Raw genomic sequence first — 23,470 nt, 5'->3', positions numbered from 1 at the left:
CCTCGGGGTGGCGCCGGTCGACATGCAGTACCGCGCCTGCGGTTCCTACGAGCGCGCTTCGACCTCATCCTTGCTCGTACTACCGGACGGAGTCATCCTCGAAGCCATGCCAACCTTTGGCCCCCACTGTCCGTTTGCTGGCCCCACGGACCGCTACTGGCTGCACCCAGGTCACCGGCCCCGACACTGTCAGGGTGTTCGCGTTGTGGAGCGTTAGGCCCACAAGCCCGCATTGCGCGAACACCCGACCAAGCAGCCTCGCCGGTTCCGTCGATCCGGCGAGGCTTGTGTCCCCTATCTCAGGGTGTCCTCCCGCGGGCTTCGTCCACCGACATCCGCTCATGCCGATTTCAGGATGTGCGACCATGGTCAAACGGCTACTGGGTTCCTGCCGCCCGTCACAACCGGGCGCGCGCCATGGTCGGTTCAGGTAGAGCGGCGATGAGTGAAGCAAAGCCGATGCAGCTCTGGTAATCATATTTTCCGGGTGGGTCGGCTGGTGGGTAGCGACTGCCCGGTCTCCATCAGGGATTTCAGGTCGCTGAGCATGAAGGGGTAGCCGCCGCCGAAGCCTTCCGATTCCAGATCGCCGGAGATGATGACCGAGATGAGCGGGGCACCGGCGACATCGTGGATGACGGTCAGGGCGCAGGTGCCGTCGCCGCGATCGCGAATCTCGTAGCGCAGATAGGTTTCCGGCTCGGCGGCCAGGTTTTCATCGCCCAGGAAGCGAATTCGCGCGCCCCACAGCGTCGGCGGGGCGTAGTCGGTGACGGTGCCGCGGATGATGATCTCCGGTTCGCTGTCGATCGGGCGAGGCCCTGACGGCGCGAACACCGTGAAGGCGCCACCGATCCGGGGTTCGATCAGGCTGCGGCCGCCGAATCCGTAGCGCACGGTCCATTCGGGATCGGTGACGGCTTCCCAGATCCGCTCGGCCGGTGCGGCGATGATCACGCGATGGATCTGGGTCGTCTCCGGGCGTGCACGCGAGAGGATGTTCTCGAAGCTCACGATTCCAGGTCCTTCTTCAGATCGGCCAGCGCGGAGAGTTGTTGTTCGGTGAATTTGTCGATCCACCGATCGTGAATCAGTCGGATCGGCACGGGATTGAGGTAGTGCAACTTCTTTCGCCCGCTGCGGACCGCCGTCACCAGGCCCGCCTCCTCGAGTACACGCAGATGCTTGCCGATGCCGAAGCGGGTCATCTCCAGCCCGGACTCCAGTTCGGTCAGCGTTTGGCCGTCCTTGGCGAACAACGCGTCCAGCAGGTGCCTCCGCGTGCGGTCGGCCAGCGCCTTGAATACCGCGTCCTCGTCCACACTCCCCACCTTATATGAGACCGATTGGTCACATGAGCGTTGACATGTGACCATTTGGTCACCTATTTTCAACGCATGAAACGCTACATAGTGCTCTACCTCGCCCCCCTCTCGGTCGCCGAACGATTCGCTCAGGCCACGCCCGCGGAAGCCGCGAAAGGCATGCAACTGTGGGCGGACTGGAGCACCCGGATCGGCACCGGCCTCCTCGACCCGGGCAAACCCCTCGGCGACGCGCGCCGGATCACGCCGACCGGCACCACCGAAACCGACAGCGGAGTGATCGGAATGTCCATCCTGCAGGCCACCTGCATGGACGAGGCGCTGGCAATGGTCGAGGATCACCACCACCTGCATTGGGCCGACCAATGCGAAATCGTCGTCCTGGAAGAACAACCCATTCCTGAACTGCGGCAATGAAACCAGCAGGCCGACTGAACCCGAGCGAACGAGAAGTCGTCCTCCAGATCCTTGCCCTGATCAGCGCGCCAGGAACTGATCAGAACAAGGTGTCACGGACACACAGCGGCCGATAGCCGGTCGGACCGACCTGGGCGAATTCGGCGTCGATGTCGACCCCGACGCCGAAGACGGTGATGGCCGCGCTGAACGCCGATGAGATGCGAGCTACCGAGCCCCCAGAGGCACAGCGGTTCAGAACAAACATCCGCTCATAGCCGCATATCGCGCTGTTCGGACCCTGGGCTAGCGTGTGTCGGTGTGCCTGCGCTCAGGCTGCTGCCAGCAACGAGAGGATGCAGACGGGTACTTGGGAGCACGGGCCCGTTCGACAACGATTGTGCCGCAGATACCCGAACTGTGGCGCTGCCGCCGGCTAGTCGTCGGGGGAGGCGCGGCGGTTGCGTTTGATGACGCTGCGTCGCTTCTTCGCGGAGATGCGGCGTTCCTTTGCTCCGCGCGAGGGCTTGGTGGCGCGGCGAACAGGTGGCGGGGCGGCAGCGGCGTCACGCAGTAACGAGGCCAGGCGTTCGCGGGCGGCCGCGCGGTTCTGCAGCTGTGCGCGTTGCTCCGCTGCGGCGATCGTGAGCACCCCGTTGACCAGGCGGGTCGCCAGGCGGTCGAGCATCCGGGTGCGCAGCCGTTCCGGTACCGACGGCGAGTTGGCGAGGTCGAACGACAGCTCTACCCGGCTATCGGTGGTGTTGACGTGCTGGCCTCCCGGACCGGAGGACCGTGAGAACCGCTCGCGTAACTCGGACGCGGGTATCACCAACACCCGAGTCACGGTCAGGTCCTCTGCCACGATCCGACGCCGCTCTTTCCGATCCGCGAGTCGACTTGGCCACGTCGGTCTAGTTGCGACTGAACGGTGACCTTGTCGTTCACGATAGCGATGACCTTGTCGACGTGTAACGAGCAGGCCGTCCGCACATGCCGGTTGCAGGGTGACTGGAGCAGGTCAGGTGCTCAGCTCGTGACGCGATCCACCCATGCGTCCTGCCTATCGGCTAACGGTCCGTTGAGCGGCAACGGCTCGAAACCGGCGGCCCGTTCACATCTGGGACAGAGGAACCGGGTCCGCTGCGCGGACACCGTCGATGCGGGAAAATGGGCGCGCGTCCGTCCGGAACGTCGATTCAGGCTTGATGCCCAGAGCTCGTGACAGAGGATGACGTTGGGGGCCACTGACAGGAACTGTCGATTGTTGCCATGAGCACGCGGATCAGACTCTTCAGGCTCTGCGGTCCCTCCGGGCGGGCGCCCTGTCGGTAGGACGCTGGGGTTTCGGAGGTTTGCGTGGAGTTGCTGCATGAGCGGTGCGCCGCTTTGGATATCGGGAAGATGGACCTGTAAGCGTGTGTGCGCACGCCGGGTGCGAGCAAACGGAAACGCTCACGCAGCCAGATCATCCGGACGTTCGCCACCACGACGAACGCGCTGCTGGAGCTGCGGGACTGGCTCGTCGCCGAGAAGGTGACCTTGGTAGTGATGGAAGCCACGGGCGACTACTGGCGTGGTGCGTTCTACCTGCTCGAGGATCATCTGAATGTCATCCTGGTCAACGCGTCCCACGTCAAGGGGTTATCCGGCCGCAAGACCGACGTGTCGGATGCGGCGTGGCTGTGCCAGCTGGGTGAATGTGGTCTGGTGCGGGCTTCGTTCGTGCCTCCGGAACCGATCCGGCACTTGCGGGACCTGACTCGTTACCGCACCACGCTGACGACCGAACGCACCCGCGAGACCCAACGGTTGGAGAAGGAACTCGAGGATGCGGGGATCAAACTGTCCGGTGTGGCCTCGGACCTGCTGGGCAAGTCGGGCCGGCGCATGCTCGCCGCGCTGATCGATGGTGAACACGACGCCGAGGTGCTGGCGGACATGGCATTGCGCCGGATGCGTTCGAAGATCCCACAGCTGACCGAGGCGTTGACCGGCAACTTCGGTGAGCATCATGGGTTTCTGTGCCGGCTACATCTGGAGCGTATCGATCAGCTCAGCGCCGCGATCGCGGAACTCTCGGCACGTATCGAGGAGCAGATGCGCCCTTTCTCCCGGCAGATTGACCTGTTGGAGACCATTCCTAGCGTCGGCCGCGGCGTCGCGGAGGTCTTCATCGCCGAGAGCGGCGGCGACATGCGCCGATTCCCCACCGCGGGGCACTTCGCCTCGTGGGCCGGGGTCTGTCCCGGTCACCACGAGTCCGCCGGGAAACAGAGATCCGGCAAGACCCGCCACGGCAACACCTGGCTGGGCGGTGCCCTGGGCATCGCCGCGATGGCGGCAGGCCACACCACCGACACCTACCTCGCCGCCCGCTACCGACGGCTCAGACCCCGGCTGGGAACCAAGAAAACCATTGTGGCGATCCAACATTCGATCGTGATCGCAGCCTGGCACATGCTCACAGATGACACCGGATACCAGGACCTCGGCGGCGACTACTTCACCCGCCTCGACCCCGAACGCGCCATGCGGCGCATCGTACGACAAGCCAACGCACTCGGCTTCACCGTCCGTTTCGACCCGCTCGCAGCCATCTGACCCACCAGCTCACTGCCGCGGCTCGCTACGCCTCGCCGGGCACCGGCCATGCTCGCATCACCTTCCACATGCCACTCACCGGGATTATTTTCGGACCAGCACTTGATTCACGTTGGTTCTGTGACCACGCGGTGATGTTCATACCAATTCCAGAGACGGTCGATCCGTCCGGCAACGGCTGCGGTCGCCGGTCCTTTTCTGTTGCGCCGATCTTGTCGCAGATGCGCTGCACCGCGAGATTCGACCCGTTCGTGCCGATCTCTACGCTGGTGTATCCGGTGTCGTGGATCGCAGCGACGAGGGCGGCCACCGCTTCGCTCGCATAGCCGGCATCGATCCATGATGGCCAGGTGAGACCGCACTCGCGATGAGCATGGCTCGTCGCGGTAATGAAAGAGTGCCTTCCGGCTTAGTCAACACCGCGCGGGATCGACACCGAGCGGGAACGAAAACACACCTTGGGGGCCAAATAGAACAAGAAAACAGGCGCTGACCAGGAGATATGCGATGCCCGGCCGAAGATGGTCTCATGGCCGAAAGGCAGCAAAACCCCTGATCAACAGCACTATTCGTGCCAATTTGTGGACGTTGGGGGAGCTTATTATAACCCGAAACGCCAGGTAGAAGCGCTGGATGCGCTGCGCCGGAAGCTTCCCAACCCCGCCACACCCGCCCCGTCGCAAGCCGCCCGATCCAAACCCGGCCGGGCCCGCCAACTCGGCACCGATCTAGTTCAGGAACTCATCGCCGGATATGAGAGTGGGGAGACGGTGTACCAGTTGGGCGCCCGGTTCGGCATCGAGCGGCGGACGGTAAGCGAGATCCTGCATCGGCATGGGGTGTCGATGCGTCGCCGTGGTCTGACGTGCGAGCAGGTTGATGAGGCTGTCCATCTTTACGGGTTGGGTTGGTCGCTTGCCAGGGTCGGTCGGCATCTGGGTGTTGACGGTACGACCGTCCTGAATCGGCTTCGCGAACAAGGGGTTCCGACGAGGGATCCCCAAGGCCGATCCCGGGCGTAGATGACTGTCGCAGGTTCGTGCCCCGGACTGGCGGAAGATCCAGGCTATGCCGCAGGTACGATCGTGCCTCGAAGATGCACGGAGGGGGATCACTCGGTTGCTTACCACCAGGGGTGACAGTTCTGCGCTGCAAGCGGAGATCGCCGCCTTCTACTCCGGGTTCGGGCAGCCCGAGCTCTTGGTGACCGCGTTCGCCGAGGCTGTACTGCTGATCCCGATCACCGATGACGATCGGATTCTGGTATCGCAATTCGAGGGCGTTGGGTGGATATGCGCCTTCACCAGCGTGGCGGAGTTCGCGCGATTCCAGGCGCGTCGCGCGGTCGTCCCGGATCGGGAATATCGGTACCACACGGTGCGGGGCCGGCGTCTGGCCGCGCATGCGGCGTCGCGGCCGGACTCGACAGGGGTGGTGGTGGATACGGCGGGTGCGGCGCCGATCGGGTTTCCGCCGCAGGTCGGTGACATGCCGCCGGCCGGGACCGTGGCGGGAGTGGTCTAGTCGGTGGCCGATCAGCTCAATGTCGACCCGAAGCTGTTGCAAGAGGCAGCGGACGGTATCAACAAGATCGTCGGCGAGTTGACCGACGTGGGTATCGCATCGACCGCCGCGGCGGGGCGCGGATTCGCGGACACGAGACTGTCGCCGATGGAGGCGGGCAACGAATCGGTGCAGGAGGCATTCGGCACGTTCTGTGACCGCTGGTCGTGGGGAGTGCGGACATTGGTGCAGGACGGTAACGACATCGCGCAAACCCTGAATCTGGCCGCTGGGGCATACCACGAAGAAGACCAGGAATTCTCGAACATGTTCAAGGAGGCGTACGCGGACATCACCAGTAATCCGCACCTGACCACCCAACAGGTCGATGCGCAATCGTGGGGACAAACGTTGTCGGACAACATGGTCAACAACGCGCTTCATCCCGACTACAGCCTGAAATCGTTCCAGAAGATGGTCTCGCACAATTCCAATGACGCACGCGCGATCATAGCGGCCGCACCGGGACTAGTGACGAACCCGACCAACCCCTTGGAATCAGCGGACCCCCGAGCGGGAGCCAAGGCCCGGGCCATTCTCGAGCAGCCGGGGCAGCAGTAACCGATGGGAATGTTCGACGACCTCGACGATGCGTTCTCCGCCGCGGAGAAAACAGTCGGCCAGCTCGCGGACGCAGGGCTGCACAGTGTGGCCGACGTGGCACGCGAGGTGGGCGCGGACTCGGTGGCGAAGGTTCTCGACAAGGTCGGCGACCACATCGTGGACGTCTACGGCGGCGCGCTGATCGAGTTGCAGCTCGGCGAAACCGACGACCCGACCGAGCTGGTCCGCGGTGAGACGAGCAAGATCAATCAGGCGGCGCAGCGGTGCAAACAGATGGGCGACGGCATCGGCGAGACCGGGGACGCACTGCGCAAGATCGACGTCGGTGACTGGCGGGGCGCGACCGCGGATAAATTCCGCAGCGAGTACGACCGTGTACCCAAACTGTGGTGGACCGGCGCGGATGCCATGCATGCGGCGGCGAGCGCGCTCGGCGACTGGTTCCACGAGGTGACTGCCGCGCAAACCAAGGCCGGCGAGGCGATCGCGAAATGGAACCAGGCCCGTCAGACCGAAACCCGCGCCAAGGACGCGTGGAACCGGCTGACGAGCGAACAACGAGCCAAAACTCCGCTGACCGACACCTGGACCCCGATATATCAAGCGGCGCAACAAATCCTGTCCGGTGCACGGACCCAGCGGGATGCCGCCGCCGCTACGGCGGCGTCGAAATTGCGGGCCGCGACCGCCGAGGCACCCCAGACACCGTCGTTCACCCAGCGGATGCTCGACGACTTCAGCGACGCCTCCGCGGCCTCGACCGACCTGGGCCTGCATTTCACCAAGGGCCTGGTCACCAGTCTTACCGGAATCGTGAAGTTCCTGCGCCAGGTCAACCCGGTCGACCCCTACAACATCACCCACCCTGCCCAGTACTACGAGCAGTCGGCCGACCTGACTACGGGCCTGGTAGTCGCCGCCGCGGACCCGGGCGCGACCGTGCACTCTTTCCTCCACGACGCCCGCACTGATCCGGCCGCATTCGTCGGCTCGCTGACCGGGCAGGCCGCCCTCACCATCGCCACCGGAGGCGCCGGCGGCGCCGCCGTCGCCGGCGACGCTACCGAGACCGCCATCGCCGCCGCGCGCACCGCTGAAACCGCCGACACCGCAGTGCAATCCGCGGCCAAGGTCAGCGACACCGCCAAGGCTGCCGAATCCGTCGCGAGGGCTCCTGAACCCGCGCCCCGCCCGCAGGCGCCCGCGCAACCTGCCTCGCCCGCACCGCAAGCGACGCACCTCGTTCAGGAGCCCGCGCGGGCACCGAGTCAGACCTCCAGTGTCACAAGCCATCCCGAGGCGCCGACGCAGTCTGCTCCATCCACGGCGCAGGCGTCGCATGCTGTTCAATCACCCGAGTCCGCCCAGGCTCCGAGCCAATCCGCCAGTCCTGCAAGCCATTCCGAGACACCGGCGCAAGCTGCCCCGTCCACACCGCAGGCGCCGCACACGGTTCAAGCTCCGGAATCAGCGCAGGCACCAGGCCGGTCTGCCGATCTTGCAACCCATTCCGAGGTGCCCGCGCAGTCTGCCGCGCCCGCGCCGCAGGCGCCGCACACGGTTCATGCGCCGGAGTCTGCGCAGGCGCCGGGCCGGTCTGCTGATGTCGCAAGCCATTCCGAGGTGCCGGCACAGTCTGCCGCGCCCGCACCACACGCGGCGCAACCCGTTCAGGCGCCGACATCAGCAATAGGACCGCGGGATGTCTCCCATCCCGACTCTGCACCCGAGCCAACGCAGGCAACGAGCCACTCTTCCAATTCCGCAAGCCATCTCGATACCACCGCACAACCATCTGTCGTTCAGACACCCGCAGCTCAACCCGCCACGGCAGCGAAAGTGGACTCACCGGGACTCGCCAACACCGCACCCGAGCCGGCCGCCCGACCTCAACCGGTCACTTCAGCGGGTTCGCCAGTGCATTCGACGCCGTCGATCCGGCCTGCCGACGACGGGGTCCTCCGCGCGGGTGATCGCCCGACGCCCGACACCACCGGAGATCCGCAGGCATCAGCGCCCCGGTCAGCCGGATCAGGCACCCGCCCCGAGCCGACCGCCGCCAAACCTGAACTCCAGGCGACCCGGCCACGACCATCCGACCCCGCACCCGCCCGCAACCCGCACCCGCCAGCCGCATCCCGCCCGGAGGCACCCGGCTCCCGCCCCAGGTCGTCGCTGGACCTGCCGGACCAGCCCGTACGAGCACCAGAGACCCCCACACCGGCTCGCCCAGCACCTGAACCCGCCACCGCCACCCGGCATCCCGCCGACGAACCGCCCGCGACCGCGCAACCCGAGACGCCCGCGCCATCCGGCCCACCGGAGGCCCCCGCCAGCACGCACACGCCCGAAACGCCCACCAGCTCAACCGAACCCGAAACATCAGCCCCGGAAACCCACCCCGAACCGCCGGAACCCGAATCCGCACCAAACACCCACCCTGAACCACCGGAACCCGAATCCGCACCGCACAACTCACCCGACCCCACCGACCGCGAAGGTCCCACATCACCAGAACCGACCACCGACACCCCCGGCAGCCCGCACTCACCGGACGCCACCGATCCCACACCCGACTACGAACCCCCCAACAACCCAGCACGATCCCCCGAACCCCGAATACCGGAACCCGAACCCGCACCGCACGGTTCACTCGACCTCCCCGACCCCGTAGGCCCAAGATCCGCACCCGAACCACACCCCGCCGACGCAGCGCCCGGACACGACACTCCTGCCGAATCATCGCGGCCCAGCTGGCTCGACCAGGAACCCGACCGCTTCCCCGCTGATCCACCGGAGCCGACGCCCGGACCGCAGGCACCAGAACCGCGCCCCGCCGACGCCTCACCGCACCCCGAACCCGACACACCGCACAGCTCGCCGGAACCGCGGCGTCCGGATGCGGCCCGGCGCGCGGATGAGCCGCGGCGCCCGGACGAGCCCAGGGAATCTCGTGGGCCCCAGGGGCCTCGGTCCGAACCAGGGCCGAGGGACGACCTTGGCCCCGAGCGGCCCGGACCAGAGCAGCCGGACCGCGCCACGCCAGCACATGACGGTCCATCAGGCGGCCCGCCTGAGCCACCCGAACCCCCGGGCACCGCCCGCCCGTCCGAACCGGGCGAGCCCAAACCGAATCTTCGCGATCTGTTTCCGCAGGACGGCATGCCGATCGACCCCGAGCGGGTGCTGCCGCGGCTCCGGCAGGCAATCGACGGTGAATACGGCGGGCTGCGCATCGAGGTCACCGACGTCAACGGCGATTCGCAAGTGATGCATGTGAATACGAAGATCTACGACGAAAATGGCACAGAGGTCGGGCATGCCAACCGGTCCTACTCCAACGGGGATCATTTGATCGCCGATCACACCAAGTTCTGGCTGGAGAAGCATGTCCGCGGGCAGGGGTGTGCCAACGAGTTCAACAAGGCCATGTTCGATTGGTATAAACAGTCCGGGGTGGACGAGGTGAGGTTGCGCGCCAATATCGACGTCGGAAGTTACGCCTGGGCGCGGCAGGACTTCGATTTCGCGAACCCGCAACAGGCGGTCGAGAAGATCAGGCCCCGGCTGCGGAAGGAAATCGTCAATGCCAGGCGCGAGGTCGAACAGCTCGGGCGCGAGCGGGATTCGCTGCCGGAGGGACCGGATAAGAAGGCCCTGAGCGATCGGATAGACGGGCTCAAATCGGCGATCGACGATGCCGAAGATCTGCGGGAGGGCTTTTACGTCGGCTCGCCCGATTTCCCCACGCCCAAGCAGATTGCGGATCTCGGCAGGCCACCGGGGCTGCTTCCCGAGCAGTCGCGGGACCTGTCGTGGCTGGGGAAGCGGGTGTTCATGGAGCCCGGTGTCAAGAATATCTATTGGCATGGCGTGAAGATTTTCGAGTAGGAGTGAGCGTGTGAGAGATCCCCGTATTGCCCCGAAGGGCTGGTCGACGAAGGAGAAGAACCGCCTCAGCGAGAAGAGCGGGAACTGGTATTTCGACTGGTCGGCGCGGTGGCGCGATCGGGTGCCGTTCCGTCCGGACAGCCGCACCGTCGAGGACAGCGATTACAACCTGCACTATGTCGATGTCGAGGCACCAGTAGAAGCCGAGGTGGAATTCGGCGACCGGGGAGACGAGATCAGCGGTAAACGCCCGGGACTGCGACGACTGCCGCTGCCGACCGGAGCCGAGCGATTGCGAGGAGCGATGGTAGCGGCCGCTATCGGGGATGCATACGCGGGCTCGCGTGGTGGACTGACGACGTACCCCTGGTATTCCGGTGGCGTGCCGAGCAAGGAAGACAAGCTGATCGACTACCAGCCCGACGAAAAGATGTTGTCGTGCTGGATCACGCAGCTGCTGGCCTATACCGGCGAGAGTCTGATCCGGGCGCTGACCGGACGGCGTGCCGGGCATCGGATCGATCCGGTATCGACCGTGCAACACGGCTATCAGCGATGGCTCTACTACATGGTCCGGGACATAGACCTACCGGACCAGTGGCGCACCTACGGGGGTCCCTATGCACGCGAGGCAGGCGACGACGACAAGCCCAACGGCCCGTTGTCTGAGCAAACCGATTTCAGGATGGATCAGGATCCCGATGCTGCGGTCATCGATGCCCTGAAAGCCTTCGCCGCCACCGGCATTCGCTCGACCCCTGCGGATCCGCGCAGCACGGCGCGCGGCGGCGATGTTTTGGTGCGTGCCGCTTTGGCCGCAGTCTGGTCGGAAGATCTATCGGAGACCTTCGACCTCGCGGTCGCCATCGCGGCGCTGACCCACCCTCATCCAGATGATTATCTGGCCGCGGGAACGCTAGCCGTGATTCTGCACCAGCAGATCCGGGACCGCCCGTTCATGGATTGCCTGGCCGATGGCTACCGCCAGCTGGTGACCAGGACCGGTCACGAGCGAACCAGCACGATGATCGACAATGTGGTCGGGTTGGTGCGCAACGAGCGTGCCCCCATGCAGGCAGACAATCTGCGTCGGCATTTCCCCGGCGGCGGCGCGGACGGCACCGAGACGCTCGGCATCGCGCTCTACAGCGCCATGATCAGTGACTACATGCGCGAGGCGCTGCTGCTGGCATTGAATTATGCCGAGGCCCATCCCCGCCCTGTCGCCGCCACGGCCGGAATGCTCATCGGCGCCGAGTACGGAATCCGCGCGGTTCCCAAGGTCTTTCGCGACCCGGTCAGATCGGTCGAAACCATCGACATGCTCGCCATCGACATCGCCACCGAACTCCGCGACGTCCTCACCGACGACGAATGGCGTCGCCGCTACCCGCCGACCTGATGGCAAGTTTCGAGCACGCCGGGCGTAATGTTCGGCCAGAGGAAGAGCGGGTGGCCGTCCAGGCGCAGTTCGACGAGTGCAACCATCAACGTGCAGACGGTACCGTGCCGGAGCACTCCCAACTGCTCCCTGGGCGGTTCGATGCCACCGATGACCTCGCTGGCGCCGAATACGAGGGCTGGACCCGCGAGGCGAGAAACGGTGCGGAGCGGTCATCCGCGGCCCCCATATCAGCGACCGAACCCGGTGCGCCACAACCACATCCGCATGACAGCGCCGATCGCTCACCGCACGGTCGCGCCGCCGCCGACGAGGGCGCTCATGAAGTGGCCTCGACCTCTGGCGCCGCCTGCAACCGCACCGAGCACGAGAGAACAATCTCCGACAACCACGTCGACCTGGCTACGGGTGAGTTCTTTCTGGCGCACACCGACGTCGAACTACCCGGTGTGCTGTCACTGGTATTGCGGCGCACGCACTGCTCGAATTATCGGTTCGGCCGGTGGTTCGGTCCGTCGTGGTCGGCGACGCTGGATATGCGGCTGGTGGTCGAGCGCGAGGGGGTGACCTTTCTTGGCGAGGACGGTGTCATGCTTGCGTTCCCGCAGCCCGAAGACGGAGTCGCGGTTCAACCGATCACCGGCGTGCGGCGGTGGACGTTGACGCGCACCGAGATCGGTGCCTACCAGCTGTGGGATCAACGCCGGGAACTGATCTGGCATTTCGCGCCCGAGCCGGGACTGGGCGGTCTGGAGTCTCGGCTCGGCAGCTATGCGGTGTCGGCGATCACCGACCGATTCCGCAACCGTGTGCGTTTCCATTACGACAGACAGGCTGTGCCGGTGGCGGTTTCGCATTCCGGTGGATACCGGGTGTCGATCGACACCGAGTCCGGACGGGTCACGCGGTTGTCGGTGCACGACCGCGGCGCGATCGTTCCGGTACGGGAATTCGCCTATCAGGCAGGTGAATTGGTCGCCGAAACTAACGCCGTGGGTGCGCGCACGCAGTACACCTACGACGAGCATCGGGTGACCGCATGGACGGACTCCAACAGCAATCAGATGGTCAACACCTACGATGAGTCCGGGTGTGTGGTGTTCCAGCGCGGTGTCTTCGGTGTCCTCGACCGCGACTTCATTTATGCCGAATTCCCTGATGGCACTGGCTCTCTCACGACGGTCATCGATTCTCTCGATGCGGTCACGCGTTACGGTTTCGACCACGATCTACAGTTGCGGGACCGGGTCGACCCGGCCGGCGGGCATACCCACCATGACTACAACCTCGACCGCCGTCGACTGAAGGTCATCGGCCCGGTCGGCGCGCTCACCCACTACCGCTACACCGCAGACGGTGACATCGCGCGGATCACGCGGCCCGACGGGCAGACCGTGTCGTTCGAGTACGCATTCCGCGGACGGCCGACGGTATGCACCGACGTCGATGGCAGTGTGTGCCACCAGGAATGGGACGGCTCGGGCAACCTGACCGCGATCATCGACCCGGCCGGAGCCCGCACCGAATACCGGTACCACCCCAATGGCGCCGTCGCCGAGGTGATCGGCGAGGGTGGCGTGCGAACCGCGGTCGAAGTGGACGGGGCCGGGCTGCCGATGCGCATCACCGATCCGGCGGGGGCGGTCACCCGGGTCGATCGTGACGGGTTCGGCCGCCCAACCGTGCGAACCGATCCCCTCGGCGCGCAGATCCACTACGAGTGGTCCGTCACTGGAAGGCTGCTGAGCCGCACCGATTCCGATGGGCACGGTGAGTCGTGGTCTTACGACGGGGAAGACAACCTGCTCACCCACACCGACCGCGCCGGGGGGCTGACCTCGTTCGACTACGGCCCGTTCGCCCTCGTCGCCTCCCGCACCGACCCCGACGGCTCCACCACCGAATTCCGCTACGACTCGCAGTGCCGTCTCCTCGGTGTGATCAACCCGCTGGGCCAACGCTGGAGCTACGAATACGACCTCGCCGGGCGGCTCATCGCCGAAACCGACTTCAGCGGCGCGGCCACTCGCTTCACCCACGACCGGAACGGGCGCGTCGTCACAATTACCGCCGACACCGGCGTCGCCCTTCAGCACAGCTACGACATCCTCGGTCGCCGGATCGAAACGACCGCCAGCACCGGCGAATTCGTCAGGTTCACCTACGACCCGGCCGGACGCGTCCGCACCGCCGTATCCGGGACCGGTGACGAGATCGGTCATACGCTGTCCTGCAGCTACACGGTAACCGGCGAATGCGCGGCCCAGCAGCTCGACGACCAGCCCCCTATGCGGTACGAATACGACTCGCGGGGCCGGCCGACTCGCCGAACGAGTCCCAGCGGTGCTGTCACATCGTGGATGTACAACTCCGCAGGCCAGATTCGCAGCACCGATGCCGACGGTCATCGTCTGGACTTCTCCTACGATCCGGTCGGTCGTCTCACTGGCTGGCGCGTCGGTGAAATCGAGTGCAGCAGAACGTATTCCGCACCAGGATGTGTTACCGCACAACAGGTCACCGTCTTCCCCGCGATGTCGCTGAGCCTGGACCTGGGGTCGGCCGACCGTCCCGACCCGATCTCGTTGCGCCGCGACGAATACTCCTACCGCCCGGACGGATACCTCACCGCTCATAGGAGCGATGGCACCGGGGCCGAACCGGTCGAACGGCAATACACCCTGGACCTTGTGGGTAGGGTGACCTCGATCTCTCGTAACGGAATCCTCACTGCGGCATACCAATACGATCAGCTGAGCAACATCGTCGCCGCTGTGCCGCACGCCACCACCGGTGCCGCGATGCCGGAGATCGACGAGGACGGCCGCCGTGAATACCGCGACAACCTGCTCGTCCGTGCCGGTTGCACCCGCTACCACTACGACCGGTCCGGGCGGCTCATTCGGAAGGAAAGGACCCGCCGGTCAACCGAAATCGACTCCTGGCACTACCGCTACAACGCATTCGGCCAGCTCACCGATGTGTGGATACCCGCCCGGCAATGGTGGCACTACACCTACGACGCCCTAGGACGCCGGATCTTCAAACAGCTCCTCCGCACCGATGGAACCCTTGTCGAACGCACCGACTTCACCTGGGATGGAATCCATTTGATCGAGCAAACGGCAGACCACTCGATCACCCGGTGGAACTATGAACCCAACACTGTCGTTCCCGTCACGCAGGGTACGTATCAGGCGGGTGTCGACCGCGAATTCTTCGCCGTGCTCACCGATCCGACTGGTTCACCAACAGACCTCGTCGACGCCGACACCGGGCGGATCGCGGGTTCTGTGGAAACCGACTTGTGGGGGCGAACGGTCTGGCACGTGGGCAACAGCACACCGCTGCGATTCCCTGGCCAGTTCCACGATCCCGAGACCGGCCTGCATCACGACAATCAGCGGTACTACGACCCCGAAACCGGTCGATACATCAGTCCGGATCCGCTCGGCCGCGATCCGAGTCCTTACGCCTATCCGAAGACCTCAATGATCGCGTGTGACCCGGCGTGATTTGGAGCTCTACCCCTAAAACTGGCTAGTCGACTCGGTATCGAACGGCGCACGGTCAGCAATATCCTCCACCGGCACGAAGTGCCGATGCGCCGCCGCGGGCTGTCCCCCGACCAGGTCGATATCGCCATCCATCTCTACAAGCTCGGCTGGTCACTTGCCCGGGTCGGCAACCATCTCAACGTCAACCACACCACCGTGCTGACCGCACTGCGCCGGCGGGGAATACCCACGCGGGATTCTCATGGGAGAGCGCGAATGTAATCGACGGCTACCCTGTCGCCTTATGACGAGAGGCGTTCCTCCTAGGGCTGCGGCACGGATGGCCGGTCGGTGGCGGATCGTTGCGATGAGCGGCTGGGATAGTGATGCCATCGACCTGGTCGAGCCGGGTTTCATCGAATTCGGTGCAGACGGGACCGGTCAGTTCGGTTTCATCGCCGTCCGCGGCTGGCTGGACAGCCGCCCTGCCCAGCGGGATGGCCGGCCCGGTGTCGAGTTCACCTTCGAGGGCATCGACGAGAGCGACCAGGTCAGCGGCCGGGGCTGGGCAGTCCTCGCTGACGACGAAATGATTGAGGGGTACTTCTTCTTCCACCTGGGCGACGACTCGTCATTCCGGGCAGAGACCTTTGCCTGTACCGACGGAGTGGATCGATAGTGAGCGAGTATCAGTACTACGAGTTCCTGGCGGTCGACCGGCCACTCGACGATCACGAGCAGGCTGCGGTTCGGTCGCTGTCGACCAGGGCGATGATCACGGCCACCAGTTTCGTCAACGAGTATCACTGGGGTGATTTCAAAGGCGACCCCGACCGGTTGATGGAGTGCTTCTACGATGCGCACCTGTATGTCGCCAATTGGGGCACCCACCGGGTGATGTTCCGCCTGCCCTGTGACCTTCTCGATCCCGGTGTCGTCGATGACTACTGCGTCGGCGACCGGGTGAACGCATGGTCGGCTGACGAGTTCGTCGTACTCGACTTCACCAGCCAGGACGACACCGGTGAGTTCGACTTCGACTACGACTCCGCAGGATTGCTGTCGGCGATCGTCGGGGTCCGCGCTGAACTGGCCGCCGGCGACCTCCGACCGCATTACCTCGCCTGGCTGTCCGCTTACGGTGCCTGGGAACGCGACGAAGACCTCTTCGACCGCGAAGCCGACGACGATCTCGAACCACCGGCGCCGCCTGGGCTGGGCGCGCTCACCGCGTCCCAGCGTGCGCTGGCCGACTTCCTGCGCCTCGACGCCGACCTCCTCGCGATTGCGGCGCAGGGTTCAGCACCGCTCGACCAGATCAGCGACGATCTCGGTGCCCTCGTCACCTGGCTGACCCACCTGCCAGCCATCGAGAAAGACCAGCTACTGGCGCGGGTTGTGCAAGGGGAGGCCGCGCGGGTGCGGATGGAGTTGCTGCGCCGCTTCCGCAGCGACGCGACTCCGGCCGTCCCCACCCGAGCCCGCCGGACAGTGGCCGACCTGCTCGACAACGCGGCGCGGCGACGAGCCGACCACGAGCGCCGGCTGATCGAGAAGCGCGCCGAAGAAGAAGCACGACAGGAACACGCTCGTACCGTCGCCCGGGAACGACGACTCGACAAGCTGGCCGACACACAAGACCTCGCGTGGTCGCGTGTCGAGGCGATGATCGCCACCCGGAAACCGGCAGAATACGAGGCCGCCGTCACGCTACTGAGCGATCTACAGGCTTTGGCCGACCGCGACGACCGCTCCGATACGTTCGCCGAGCGCTCCATGGCCCTGCGGCAAACGCACGCACGCGAACGCGCCCTCATCGAGCGCCTCGATCGCAACGATCTCTGATCCCTATCGGCTCCGCTGCGTCTCGGTGACTGGCCTGCTCACCATTCGGCCGTGCACACTGGGCAGCCGTGGAAACCTTCCCTGGCGAACTCGAGGCTCTGCGCACGGAGAATGCTCGGCTGCGTAATCTGTTGCGGCTCACCGGTGATCAATCCCGCGCCGCGGAACCGGATCAGACCGCCGGTGGCATTCCGGTAGATATGCGGGCGGCTCCGGCGGAGAAGGTCGGGTTTTTCCTGGATCTGTTCGGTGCCCGCACCGACACCTATGCCGTGCGCTGGGAGAACCCCCGCGACGGCCGCTCGGGGTGGGTACCCGCGATCCGCGGGAAATGGCGCAAGGGAATGTCCCCGGATGAGGTGTCGTATCTGCCGTTGACCACAGAGGTAGTCGACCGGCACCTGAGGGGCGGGCACCATATCGGGTTGTATCCGCTGGCCGATGACGACACCTGCTGGTGGGTAGCAGCGGATTTCGACAAAGATACCGCGATGTTGGACGCCCTGGCGTATGTGAAAGCCGCTCGCGCCGCCGGGATTCCGGCCGCCTTGGAGATATCGCAATCCGGACGCGGCGCTCATGTGTGGATCTTCTTCGCCACCGCCGTGCCCGCGGTGTCAGCGCGGCGGATGGCCACGGGCCTGCTCGCCGAAGCGATCGGGTTACGCGGCCGGATGAGCCTATCCAGTTACGACCGGCTCTTCCCGTCCCAGGACACCCACACCGGCCGGGGCGTCGGCAACCTCATCGCCGCGCCCTTGGCCGGCGCACGCCGCCAGCACGGCACCACGGTCTTCCTCGACCCGGCCACTCTGGAACCCTTCGAGGATCAGTGGGCCTACCTGTCCAGTATCGCTCGCTTGTCGGCCAAGCAGGTCGAGGGTTTCGCCAGCTCACTGCTCCAGCCCCAGCTCGGTCACGATGTGCGGCGCTTGCGGCTACCGACCTCGTCGAAGATCGTGCCGCGGCCCGCCGCAGTGGTGCGTGCGACGTTCGGCGCCCGCATCGAGGTGACTGCCACCGATCTGGGGCCGGCGATGATTTCCGCGGTCAAACACGCAGCCTCGATCGCCAACCCGGAATTCTTCGCCCGCCAACGCGCCCGCCGCAGCACCTGGGACACCCCACGGTTCTTGCGTAGCTACGACGAAACCCTCGACGGCGACCTGATGTTGCCCCGCGGCCTGCTCCCACTCCTGACCCGCCTCATCGAATCCTCTGACAGCACCCTGCATCTCACCGACACCCGCAGCACCGGCACGCCACAGGACTTCACCTGCACCGTCGAACTGCGTACCGAACAGCAGCACGCCGTCCACGCCGCCACCAACGGCGACACCGCGGTCGTGGTCGCGCCTCCCGGTACCGGTAAAACCGTTATCGCCTGCGCGGTGATCGCGGCGCGGGCCACCTCCACCCTGGTCATCGTCGACCGCAAAGCATTGGCCGATCAATGGCGTGCCCGCATCATCGACCATCTCGGGATCAAGTGCGGGCAGATCGGCGGCGGCCGATCCAAGACCACCGGTGTCCTCGATGTCGCTCTGCTGCCCACCCTCGCCCGACGGCCCAACATCGACGAGCTCACCAGCGGTTACGGGTTAGTCGTGGTCGACGAATGCCACCATGTGGCCTCGAGCGCATTCACCGACGTCCTCAACAAGATTCCCGCCAAGTACTGGCTCGGCCTCACCGCCACCCCCTACCGCCGCGACCAACTCGACGACCTGATCTACCATCAACTCGGCGCCTGCACCCACACCATCGACGCACCCCGAGCTGGTCACCTTCCCACCGACGATGCTGCCCCGGCCCCGCACCCGGTCCTGCACATCCATCCCACGAGGTTCGCCTACACCGGTGACGCGGACCCCTCCCAACCCGGCGGGATAGCCGAAATCTACCGGGCACTGGTCGCCGACGACGACCGCCTGACCCAGATCGTCACCGACGTCACCGCCGCACACCGCTCCGGCGCGAACATCCTCGTCCTCACCACGTGGATCAACCACCTCAATGCCCTCACCGACCGACTCTCGGGCGAAGGCATCACCGGCATCATCACCCTGCGGGGCGGCATGAGCGCCGGCCAGCGCCACACCGCGCACGAGACCATCGCCACCCACTCGAGCAACGGAGAACCGCTACTGATCGTGGGCACCGGCTCCTACATCGGCGAGGGGTTCGACTGCCCCGCCCTGGACACCTTGTTCCTGTCCGCGCCCGTGAAGTTCAAAGGTCGCCTCATCCAGTACGTCGGCCGCATCACCCGCGCGCATCCCGGCAAATCCACCGCCACTGTCCACGACTACCACGACACCCACACCCCCGTCCTTGCCAGAACCCTCCAACAACGCGCCCCCGGCTACACCGAACTCGGATTCCCTGACCCACGCCGCCAGACCATGCACTGAGCCACCATCCCTGTGCGATCTAAACGAGTGCAGCTCGACAGCCTTGCGTTCCAGCGGCATGAACGTCCAGACACCGTCAGCGAACCGGAACCTGAACCCACCGGCACGCTCACCATCCCAGGCCAAGGCCGGGCTCGCCCTAAGCTTCGGCGTCTCGGTCGATGCCATCGAAATCGTGATTCGCGGATAACACCGACAACCATCTGCAGCGGCGCGACCTGACCGGTAGCTTGGCCCGGATTGGGCTGCGGCGGGACAGTGGGGGCATGACGATACCGCTCAACTCTGTTGCCCGGTGGGGTGGGCTCGCGGTCCGTGGAGTTCGTCGTGATCGCCCTGATGCCCGCAAGATCGCGGAGGTGCTCGTCGAGCTGGCGCGAGAGCAGATGGCCGGCAAGCGAAGTCGTGACGAGCCTGGCGCGATCGGTGGCGAGGGTTCACCGGTGTCACCGCGGCGGGCACGACAACTTGATCAAGACCGGATCCGGATGCTGATACGCGATTATGTCGCCGGTGCAACGCTCTGCGAGCTGGGCGACCGGTTCGGGGTCGATCGCCGCACCGTCAGCGCGATCCTGCATCGGCACGGTGTGCAGATGCACCGACGCGGCCTGTCGCCCGGCCAGATCGATGAGGCGATCCGCCTGTACGGTCTCGGTTGGTCCCTGGCACGGGTCGGGAAACACTTCGACGTCGACCCAACCACCGTGTTGAATCGTCTGCGCGAGCGTGGGGTTCGCACCCGCGACACACACGGACGGGCTCGGTCGTGACATCGATCCATGAGGACCGGGACGAGACCGCGCTGGCGGCGAGCATGGCTCGCGGTCGTGGTATCGACAGTGTGCATTCGGAGATAGTCGACACCGACGGCTACACACCTTGGGGTGCCTATTAGAACACAAAAACAGGAACTGATCAGGTGATATGCGATACCGAACGAAAGCGGTCTCATGTCCGACAGGCGACAAAATCCCTGATCAATGGCTCTTTTCGGGCCGATTTGTGGGCCTAACGCTAATCAATCCGAACCATCCGGTGGTTGATGGCCCCGAACTGGGGATCAAACCAATAGGTTCGGGTGGGCGGGTTCGTCGGCTCGACGACGGTCAGGTTCGGGAACTGATCGCTGGTTATGAAGGTGGGGCGACGGTGTACGAACTGGGTGCCCGGTTCGGTATCGAGCGGCGAACGGTCAGCGACATCCTGCACCGACACGAGGTGCCGATGCGCCGTAAGGGGTTGTCCGCCGAACAGGCCGATGACGCTATCCACCTGTACAACCTGGGCTGGTCGCTCGCCCGCGTCGGCCAACACCTGGGTGTCGACCCCACTACCGTGCTGGCCAAACTCCGCGAGCGTGGCATTCCTACGCGTGATGTCCACGGGCGACCACGCGCATAGACGCGGCAGTATCCACACGGGCAGCCCGTGTCGCGGGTTCGCCTCCTGGCGGGCGCTGTGAACATGGGAACTGCGAAAGACAGGGGATCAGACTCCGCCGTGCGCACTGGATGCGGCATGTGAGTGCAGTCGAGTGGTGGTTCGAGCCGCGTGATCCAGTGTTCGCGCGCGCTGCTATTCGTCGAGGGATCCGACCGGGAAACAAGCCCCGTCCCGACCGTACTTGTTCCATCGCAGCTCGTGCAGCCGATCCCACCGATCCTGCACCCAGTCCCAGATGAGGTCGGCGACCGTCGCGGGGTCGTTGAGCTCGGGCTCTGCGGTGTAGTGGCGCTCGGTCGAGCCGCGAGCGATTTCCAGCGCATAGGTGATCGGCTCGTCCGGTCGGCGCAGGGGTCCGCCGCGGTGGGTCTGGATGAAGGACATGGTGTCGTTGGTCTTGCTGACGATAAGGAAGGGTGTCCGGGCGTATCGGTGTAGATTCGGCACCCAGTAGCGCAGCTCACGCTGGCTCAACGAGGAATACGTGTGTTTGCCGCCGATGTCGACCACGACCGGTTCACGTGAACTCGAACGGACGAAGACCTCGAATGTGGCATCGTAGAGTTCGCCATCGGGGGAGACGACCTCTTCCATGATCGGAAGGAATCCCCGGACAGCGTCATCGGGTACCCGGACCTGCACCGCGTCACCGTGAAACGTCGCTTGTACAGCAAGATCGGGGCGATTGGTGCGTGTCACGCTGTTGTTCCAGCCCTCTACCACGCCGGTCATACACAACATGTGGTCATCCTCGGAGGGTGCGCAGTCATGTTGTGATCCAACGTAATCAGCAACTTCGACGGCCTTTCGAGCCGCGCCTTTGGGCAACACCACGAACACCCGGGTCACCGCCTGAGCGTAGCGTCTCGGGCTGGTGGCCCGTTGTGACGAGGGCCGCATACCGAACCGCGCGATCAGCGGCGTTATCGTGCGTTTGCGGTGCTCGGCTCGATTGCGGACTGCGGCCAGCTCCTCAGCGCGAGGGTCGGGGCTATGGGCTTGGTGCCGCCAGCGCCGAAAACCTATGGAGTGGTTTCGTTTCTCGACGGACATCACAAGCTCGCTGGCTACCGTGCCGAAGAACCTGCCCCGACCGTGCTGCGCGTCGCCCGAGTGAGCGCACCACCGACCACGGCCGAGGAGGTCCGAGACCCATTCCCTCGCGCAGCCGAGCATTTGGAGATGGATTGGGCGATGGCCGCTCTGCGGCGCCGAAGCGCAATGTAATCACCACTCGCCGAGAGGATTTAGGCGAGCCGCGTATCATGGGCGTCTTGAGCCGCGAGAGCTCTGGTCCGCTGGCCGCCACAATTGGCCGCTTTTGCTCAGCGCGCACAGCGGCAAACGATGCCTTTGATTCAGGCCACGGATCGATCCCGGTCCTGCCGGCAAGCACGCTTACGCAGAGACAGGGCATGCAGGCGGCTACTTGCCGATTAACCGCCAGCTCGACTTCGCGGCCGCATGTCATACGAAACGCGTTGCGTGAGTACACGATGAGCAATAGTGTCCCCGGGAGCCAAGGAGGGGGTAGCTGATGGCCGACACTACGAACCATGCACACGATGAGCGAACAGTGGCTGCACTGTTCGACCTGCACTGGGCCGCACCGGGCGCGAGGGGCATGACCGAGGAGTGTGCACCAGATGCCTCAGGCGCCGTCCGTCTGCTCGCGCCCCGGCATATTCGGCACACCGGCCACATCCTCGACGCCGACGAGTCCTCGGACACGTGGGCACTGGCTATACCTGACAATCTCGTGCTTCGCGTCGGCGACATCGTCATGACGACAGTGTTCTCTAGTACGGCGCGTGCGGCTGTGGCGCGCATGACTGATCTGCCCGCCGCCCCGGGTTCCGCCAACCTGCTGATTCTGCGTCCCAAACAGCTGATCGATCACGACTATCTGACCCTGATCGCGGCCTACCTTACCTCGAATAACGTCACTGCCCATGCGTCATCAGGAACCACCGGCATGTTGCGGCTGACCGTGGGCAGGCTACGGGGCTTACCGCTGCCCGCCCCCGACGCACTGCTCACCACCGCGCTTGAGGACCTACGGACCGCTGAGCGGCAATTGAACCAGTGGGCCGCCGAAGCCGACGTCCTACTCACCTCCGCCTTCGGAAGGGGAGCCGACACCGAACTAGCCCGCCAGGCCCTCATCGATGCCGGACGAACAGTTCGTCTGCGCGTGGAAGCCGCGGCGCAGCTGGACGATTTCGGGACGGTGGTCCGCACGCAGTTCCCGCACCCCATTGCGGTGCGCTGGAGAGGCGTCGAGGTATCGATGAGTACCGGCGACCACGCCCAGGCATACGAGGCAATCCTTGAGACTGCGGAAGTTCTGCTGTGTTACTGCGCATTGCTGACGCTTGCGCTTTCGCGCGTACAGGGCATCGCACTGGGGTCGGTGACAGCCCTCGCTACTAAAATCGGCGGTCACGCAGGCGGGCCAGGTTTCGGTGAGTGGTGTTCGGTGCTGCAGGAGATCAGTGGTGCTGGGAAACGGCGGGGGTTAGT

Annotated in this window: 21 protein-coding genes and 1 pseudogene; 15 read left to right on the top strand and 7 right to left on the bottom strand. The window is 65.1% G+C overall.

The window, feature by feature from the left end:
- Positions 1–474: 474 nt before the first annotated feature.
- Positions 475–1,014, bottom strand: a complete 540-nt coding sequence (locus NV1_RS23055) for an SRPBCC domain-containing protein (RefSeq protein ID WP_067894969.1) — start codon at positions 1,012–1,014, stop codon at positions 475–477.
- Positions 1,011–1,322: an ArsR/SmtB family transcription factor gene (locus NV1_RS23050; RefSeq protein ID WP_157117278.1), complete on the bottom strand. Its 312-nt coding sequence runs from the start codon at positions 1,320–1,322 to the stop codon at positions 1,011–1,013. Before NV1_RS23050 ends, NV1_RS23055 begins: the two co-directional genes overlap by 4 nt.
- Before the next feature lie 75 nt (positions 1,323–1,397).
- Here NV1_RS23050 and NV1_RS23045 point away from each other — a divergent pair, with 75 nt between their 5' ends.
- Complete coding sequence (locus NV1_RS23045) at positions 1,398–1,742, top strand: hypothetical protein (protein WP_157117276.1); 345 nt, start codon at positions 1,398–1,400, stop codon at positions 1,740–1,742.
- Between the two features lie 79 nt (positions 1,743–1,821).
- On the opposite strand, the gene NV1_RS45170 is transcribed toward NV1_RS23045, so the two are convergent.
- Both NV1_RS45170 and arfB read right to left on the bottom strand, forming a co-directional pair.
- On the bottom strand, positions 1,822–1,989 hold the full coding sequence (locus NV1_RS45170; protein ID WP_157117273.1) for a hypothetical protein: 168 nt from the start codon (positions 1,987–1,989) through the stop codon (positions 1,822–1,824).
- Positions 1,990–2,157: 168 nt separating this feature from the next.
- Entirely contained in the window at positions 2,158–2,586 is a 429-nt protein-coding gene (gene arfB / locus NV1_RS23040) for an alternative ribosome rescue aminoacyl-tRNA hydrolase ArfB (protein ID WP_067894960.1), read from the bottom strand.
- Positions 2,587–3,080: 494 nt separating this feature from the next.
- Between arfB and NV1_RS23035 the strand changes: the two are divergent.
- Positions 3,081–4,325, top strand: a pseudogene (locus NV1_RS23035) (IS110 family RNA-guided transposase).
- Between the two features lie 25 nt (positions 4,326–4,350).
- Here the strand turns inward: NV1_RS23035 and NV1_RS23030 are convergent.
- Complete coding sequence (locus NV1_RS23030; protein WP_373864647.1) at positions 4,351–4,662, bottom strand: GNAT family N-acetyltransferase; 312 nt, start codon at positions 4,660–4,662, stop codon at positions 4,351–4,353.
- A 391-nt stretch (positions 4,663–5,053) separates the two neighbouring features.
- Complete coding sequence (locus tag NV1_RS43750; protein ID WP_067894955.1) at positions 5,054–5,305, bottom strand: hypothetical protein; 252 nt, start codon at positions 5,303–5,305, stop codon at positions 5,054–5,056.
- Between the two features lie 139 nt (positions 5,306–5,444).
- On the opposite strand from NV1_RS43750, the gene NV1_RS23020 reads away from it, so the two are divergent.
- From NV1_RS23020 to NV1_RS42340, 12 genes are all read left to right on the top strand, one after another.
- Positions 5,445–5,849: an SseB family protein gene (locus NV1_RS23020; protein WP_157117271.1), complete on the top strand. Its 405-nt coding sequence runs from the start codon at positions 5,445–5,447 to the stop codon at positions 5,847–5,849.
- A 3-nt stretch (positions 5,850–5,852) separates the two neighbouring features.
- On the top strand, positions 5,853–6,449 hold the full coding sequence (locus tag NV1_RS23015) for a type VII secretion target (protein WP_067894950.1): 597 nt from the start codon (positions 5,853–5,855) through the stop codon (positions 6,447–6,449).
- 3 nt (positions 6,450–6,452) lie between these two features.
- A complete protein-coding gene (locus NV1_RS23010; RefSeq protein ID WP_157117269.1) occupies positions 6,453–10,343 on the top strand; it encodes a putative T7SS-secreted protein in 3,891 nt (1,296 codons plus the stop codon).
- A gap of 10 nt (positions 10,344–10,353) precedes the next feature.
- Positions 10,354–11,745: an ADP-ribosylglycohydrolase family protein gene (locus tag NV1_RS23005; protein ID WP_084525665.1), complete on the top strand. Its 1,392-nt coding sequence runs from the start codon at positions 10,354–10,356 to the stop codon at positions 11,743–11,745.
- A gap of 50 nt (positions 11,746–11,795) precedes the next feature.
- A complete protein-coding gene (locus NV1_RS23000; RefSeq protein ID WP_169813382.1) occupies positions 11,796–15,260 on the top strand; it encodes a DUF6531 domain-containing protein in 3,465 nt (1,154 codons plus the stop codon).
- A gap of 81 nt (positions 15,261–15,341) precedes the next feature.
- A complete protein-coding gene (locus NV1_RS22995; protein ID WP_218027198.1) occupies positions 15,342–15,524 on the top strand; it encodes a helix-turn-helix domain-containing protein in 183 nt (60 codons plus the stop codon).
- A gap of 58 nt (positions 15,525–15,582) precedes the next feature.
- Positions 15,583–15,921: a hypothetical protein gene (locus tag NV1_RS22990; protein WP_245713871.1), complete on the top strand. Its 339-nt coding sequence runs from the start codon at positions 15,583–15,585 to the stop codon at positions 15,919–15,921.
- Between the two features lie 92 nt (positions 15,922–16,013).
- The gene (locus tag NV1_RS22985) at positions 16,014–17,087 is read left to right on the top strand and encodes a hypothetical protein (RefSeq protein ID WP_245713870.1); all 1,074 of its coding nucleotides are present in this window, start codon (positions 16,014–16,016) and stop codon (positions 17,085–17,087) included.
- 68 nt (positions 17,088–17,155) lie between these two features.
- Positions 17,156–19,501 carry a DEAD/DEAH box helicase gene (locus tag NV1_RS22980; RefSeq protein WP_067894932.1) on the top strand — a complete coding sequence of 782 codons (2,346 nt, stop codon included), beginning with the start codon at positions 17,156–17,158 and terminating at the stop codon, positions 19,499–19,501.
- 266 nt (positions 19,502–19,767) lie between these two features.
- The gene (locus NV1_RS45165) at positions 19,768–20,274 is read left to right on the top strand and encodes a hypothetical protein (RefSeq protein ID WP_218027196.1); all 507 of its coding nucleotides are present in this window, start codon (positions 19,768–19,770) and stop codon (positions 20,272–20,274) included.
- Complete coding sequence (locus tag NV1_RS46440; protein WP_281181877.1) at positions 20,271–20,399, top strand: hypothetical protein; 129 nt, start codon at positions 20,271–20,273, stop codon at positions 20,397–20,399. The genes NV1_RS45165 and NV1_RS46440 overlap by 4 nt, the downstream gene beginning before the upstream one ends.
- A 254-nt stretch (positions 20,400–20,653) precedes the next feature.
- Entirely contained in the window at positions 20,654–20,905 is a 252-nt protein-coding gene (locus tag NV1_RS42340; protein WP_084525664.1) for a hypothetical protein, read from the top strand.
- A 174-nt stretch (positions 20,906–21,079) separates the two neighbouring features.
- Here the strand turns inward: NV1_RS42340 and NV1_RS22965 are convergent, their stop codons facing one another.
- Positions 21,080–21,688 (bottom strand): hypothetical protein, encoded by a 609-nt coding sequence (locus tag NV1_RS22965; RefSeq protein ID WP_157117267.1) that lies wholly within the window; start codon positions 21,686–21,688, stop codon positions 21,080–21,082.
- A gap of 796 nt (positions 21,689–22,484) precedes the next feature.
- Between NV1_RS22965 and NV1_RS22955 the strand changes: the two genes are divergently transcribed.
- Positions 22,485–23,470: restriction endonuclease subunit S domain-containing protein (locus tag NV1_RS22955; RefSeq protein WP_218027195.1), on the top strand; the 986-nt coding region annotated here is incomplete at its 3' end.

It is taken from the genome of Nocardia vaccinii NBRC 15922, assembly GCF_001613305.1.
Taxonomy (GTDB): Bacteria; Actinomycetota; Actinomycetes; order Mycobacteriales; family Mycobacteriaceae; genus Nocardia; species Nocardia vaccinii.
This window is presented reverse-complemented; position numbering and strand designations above follow the sequence as displayed.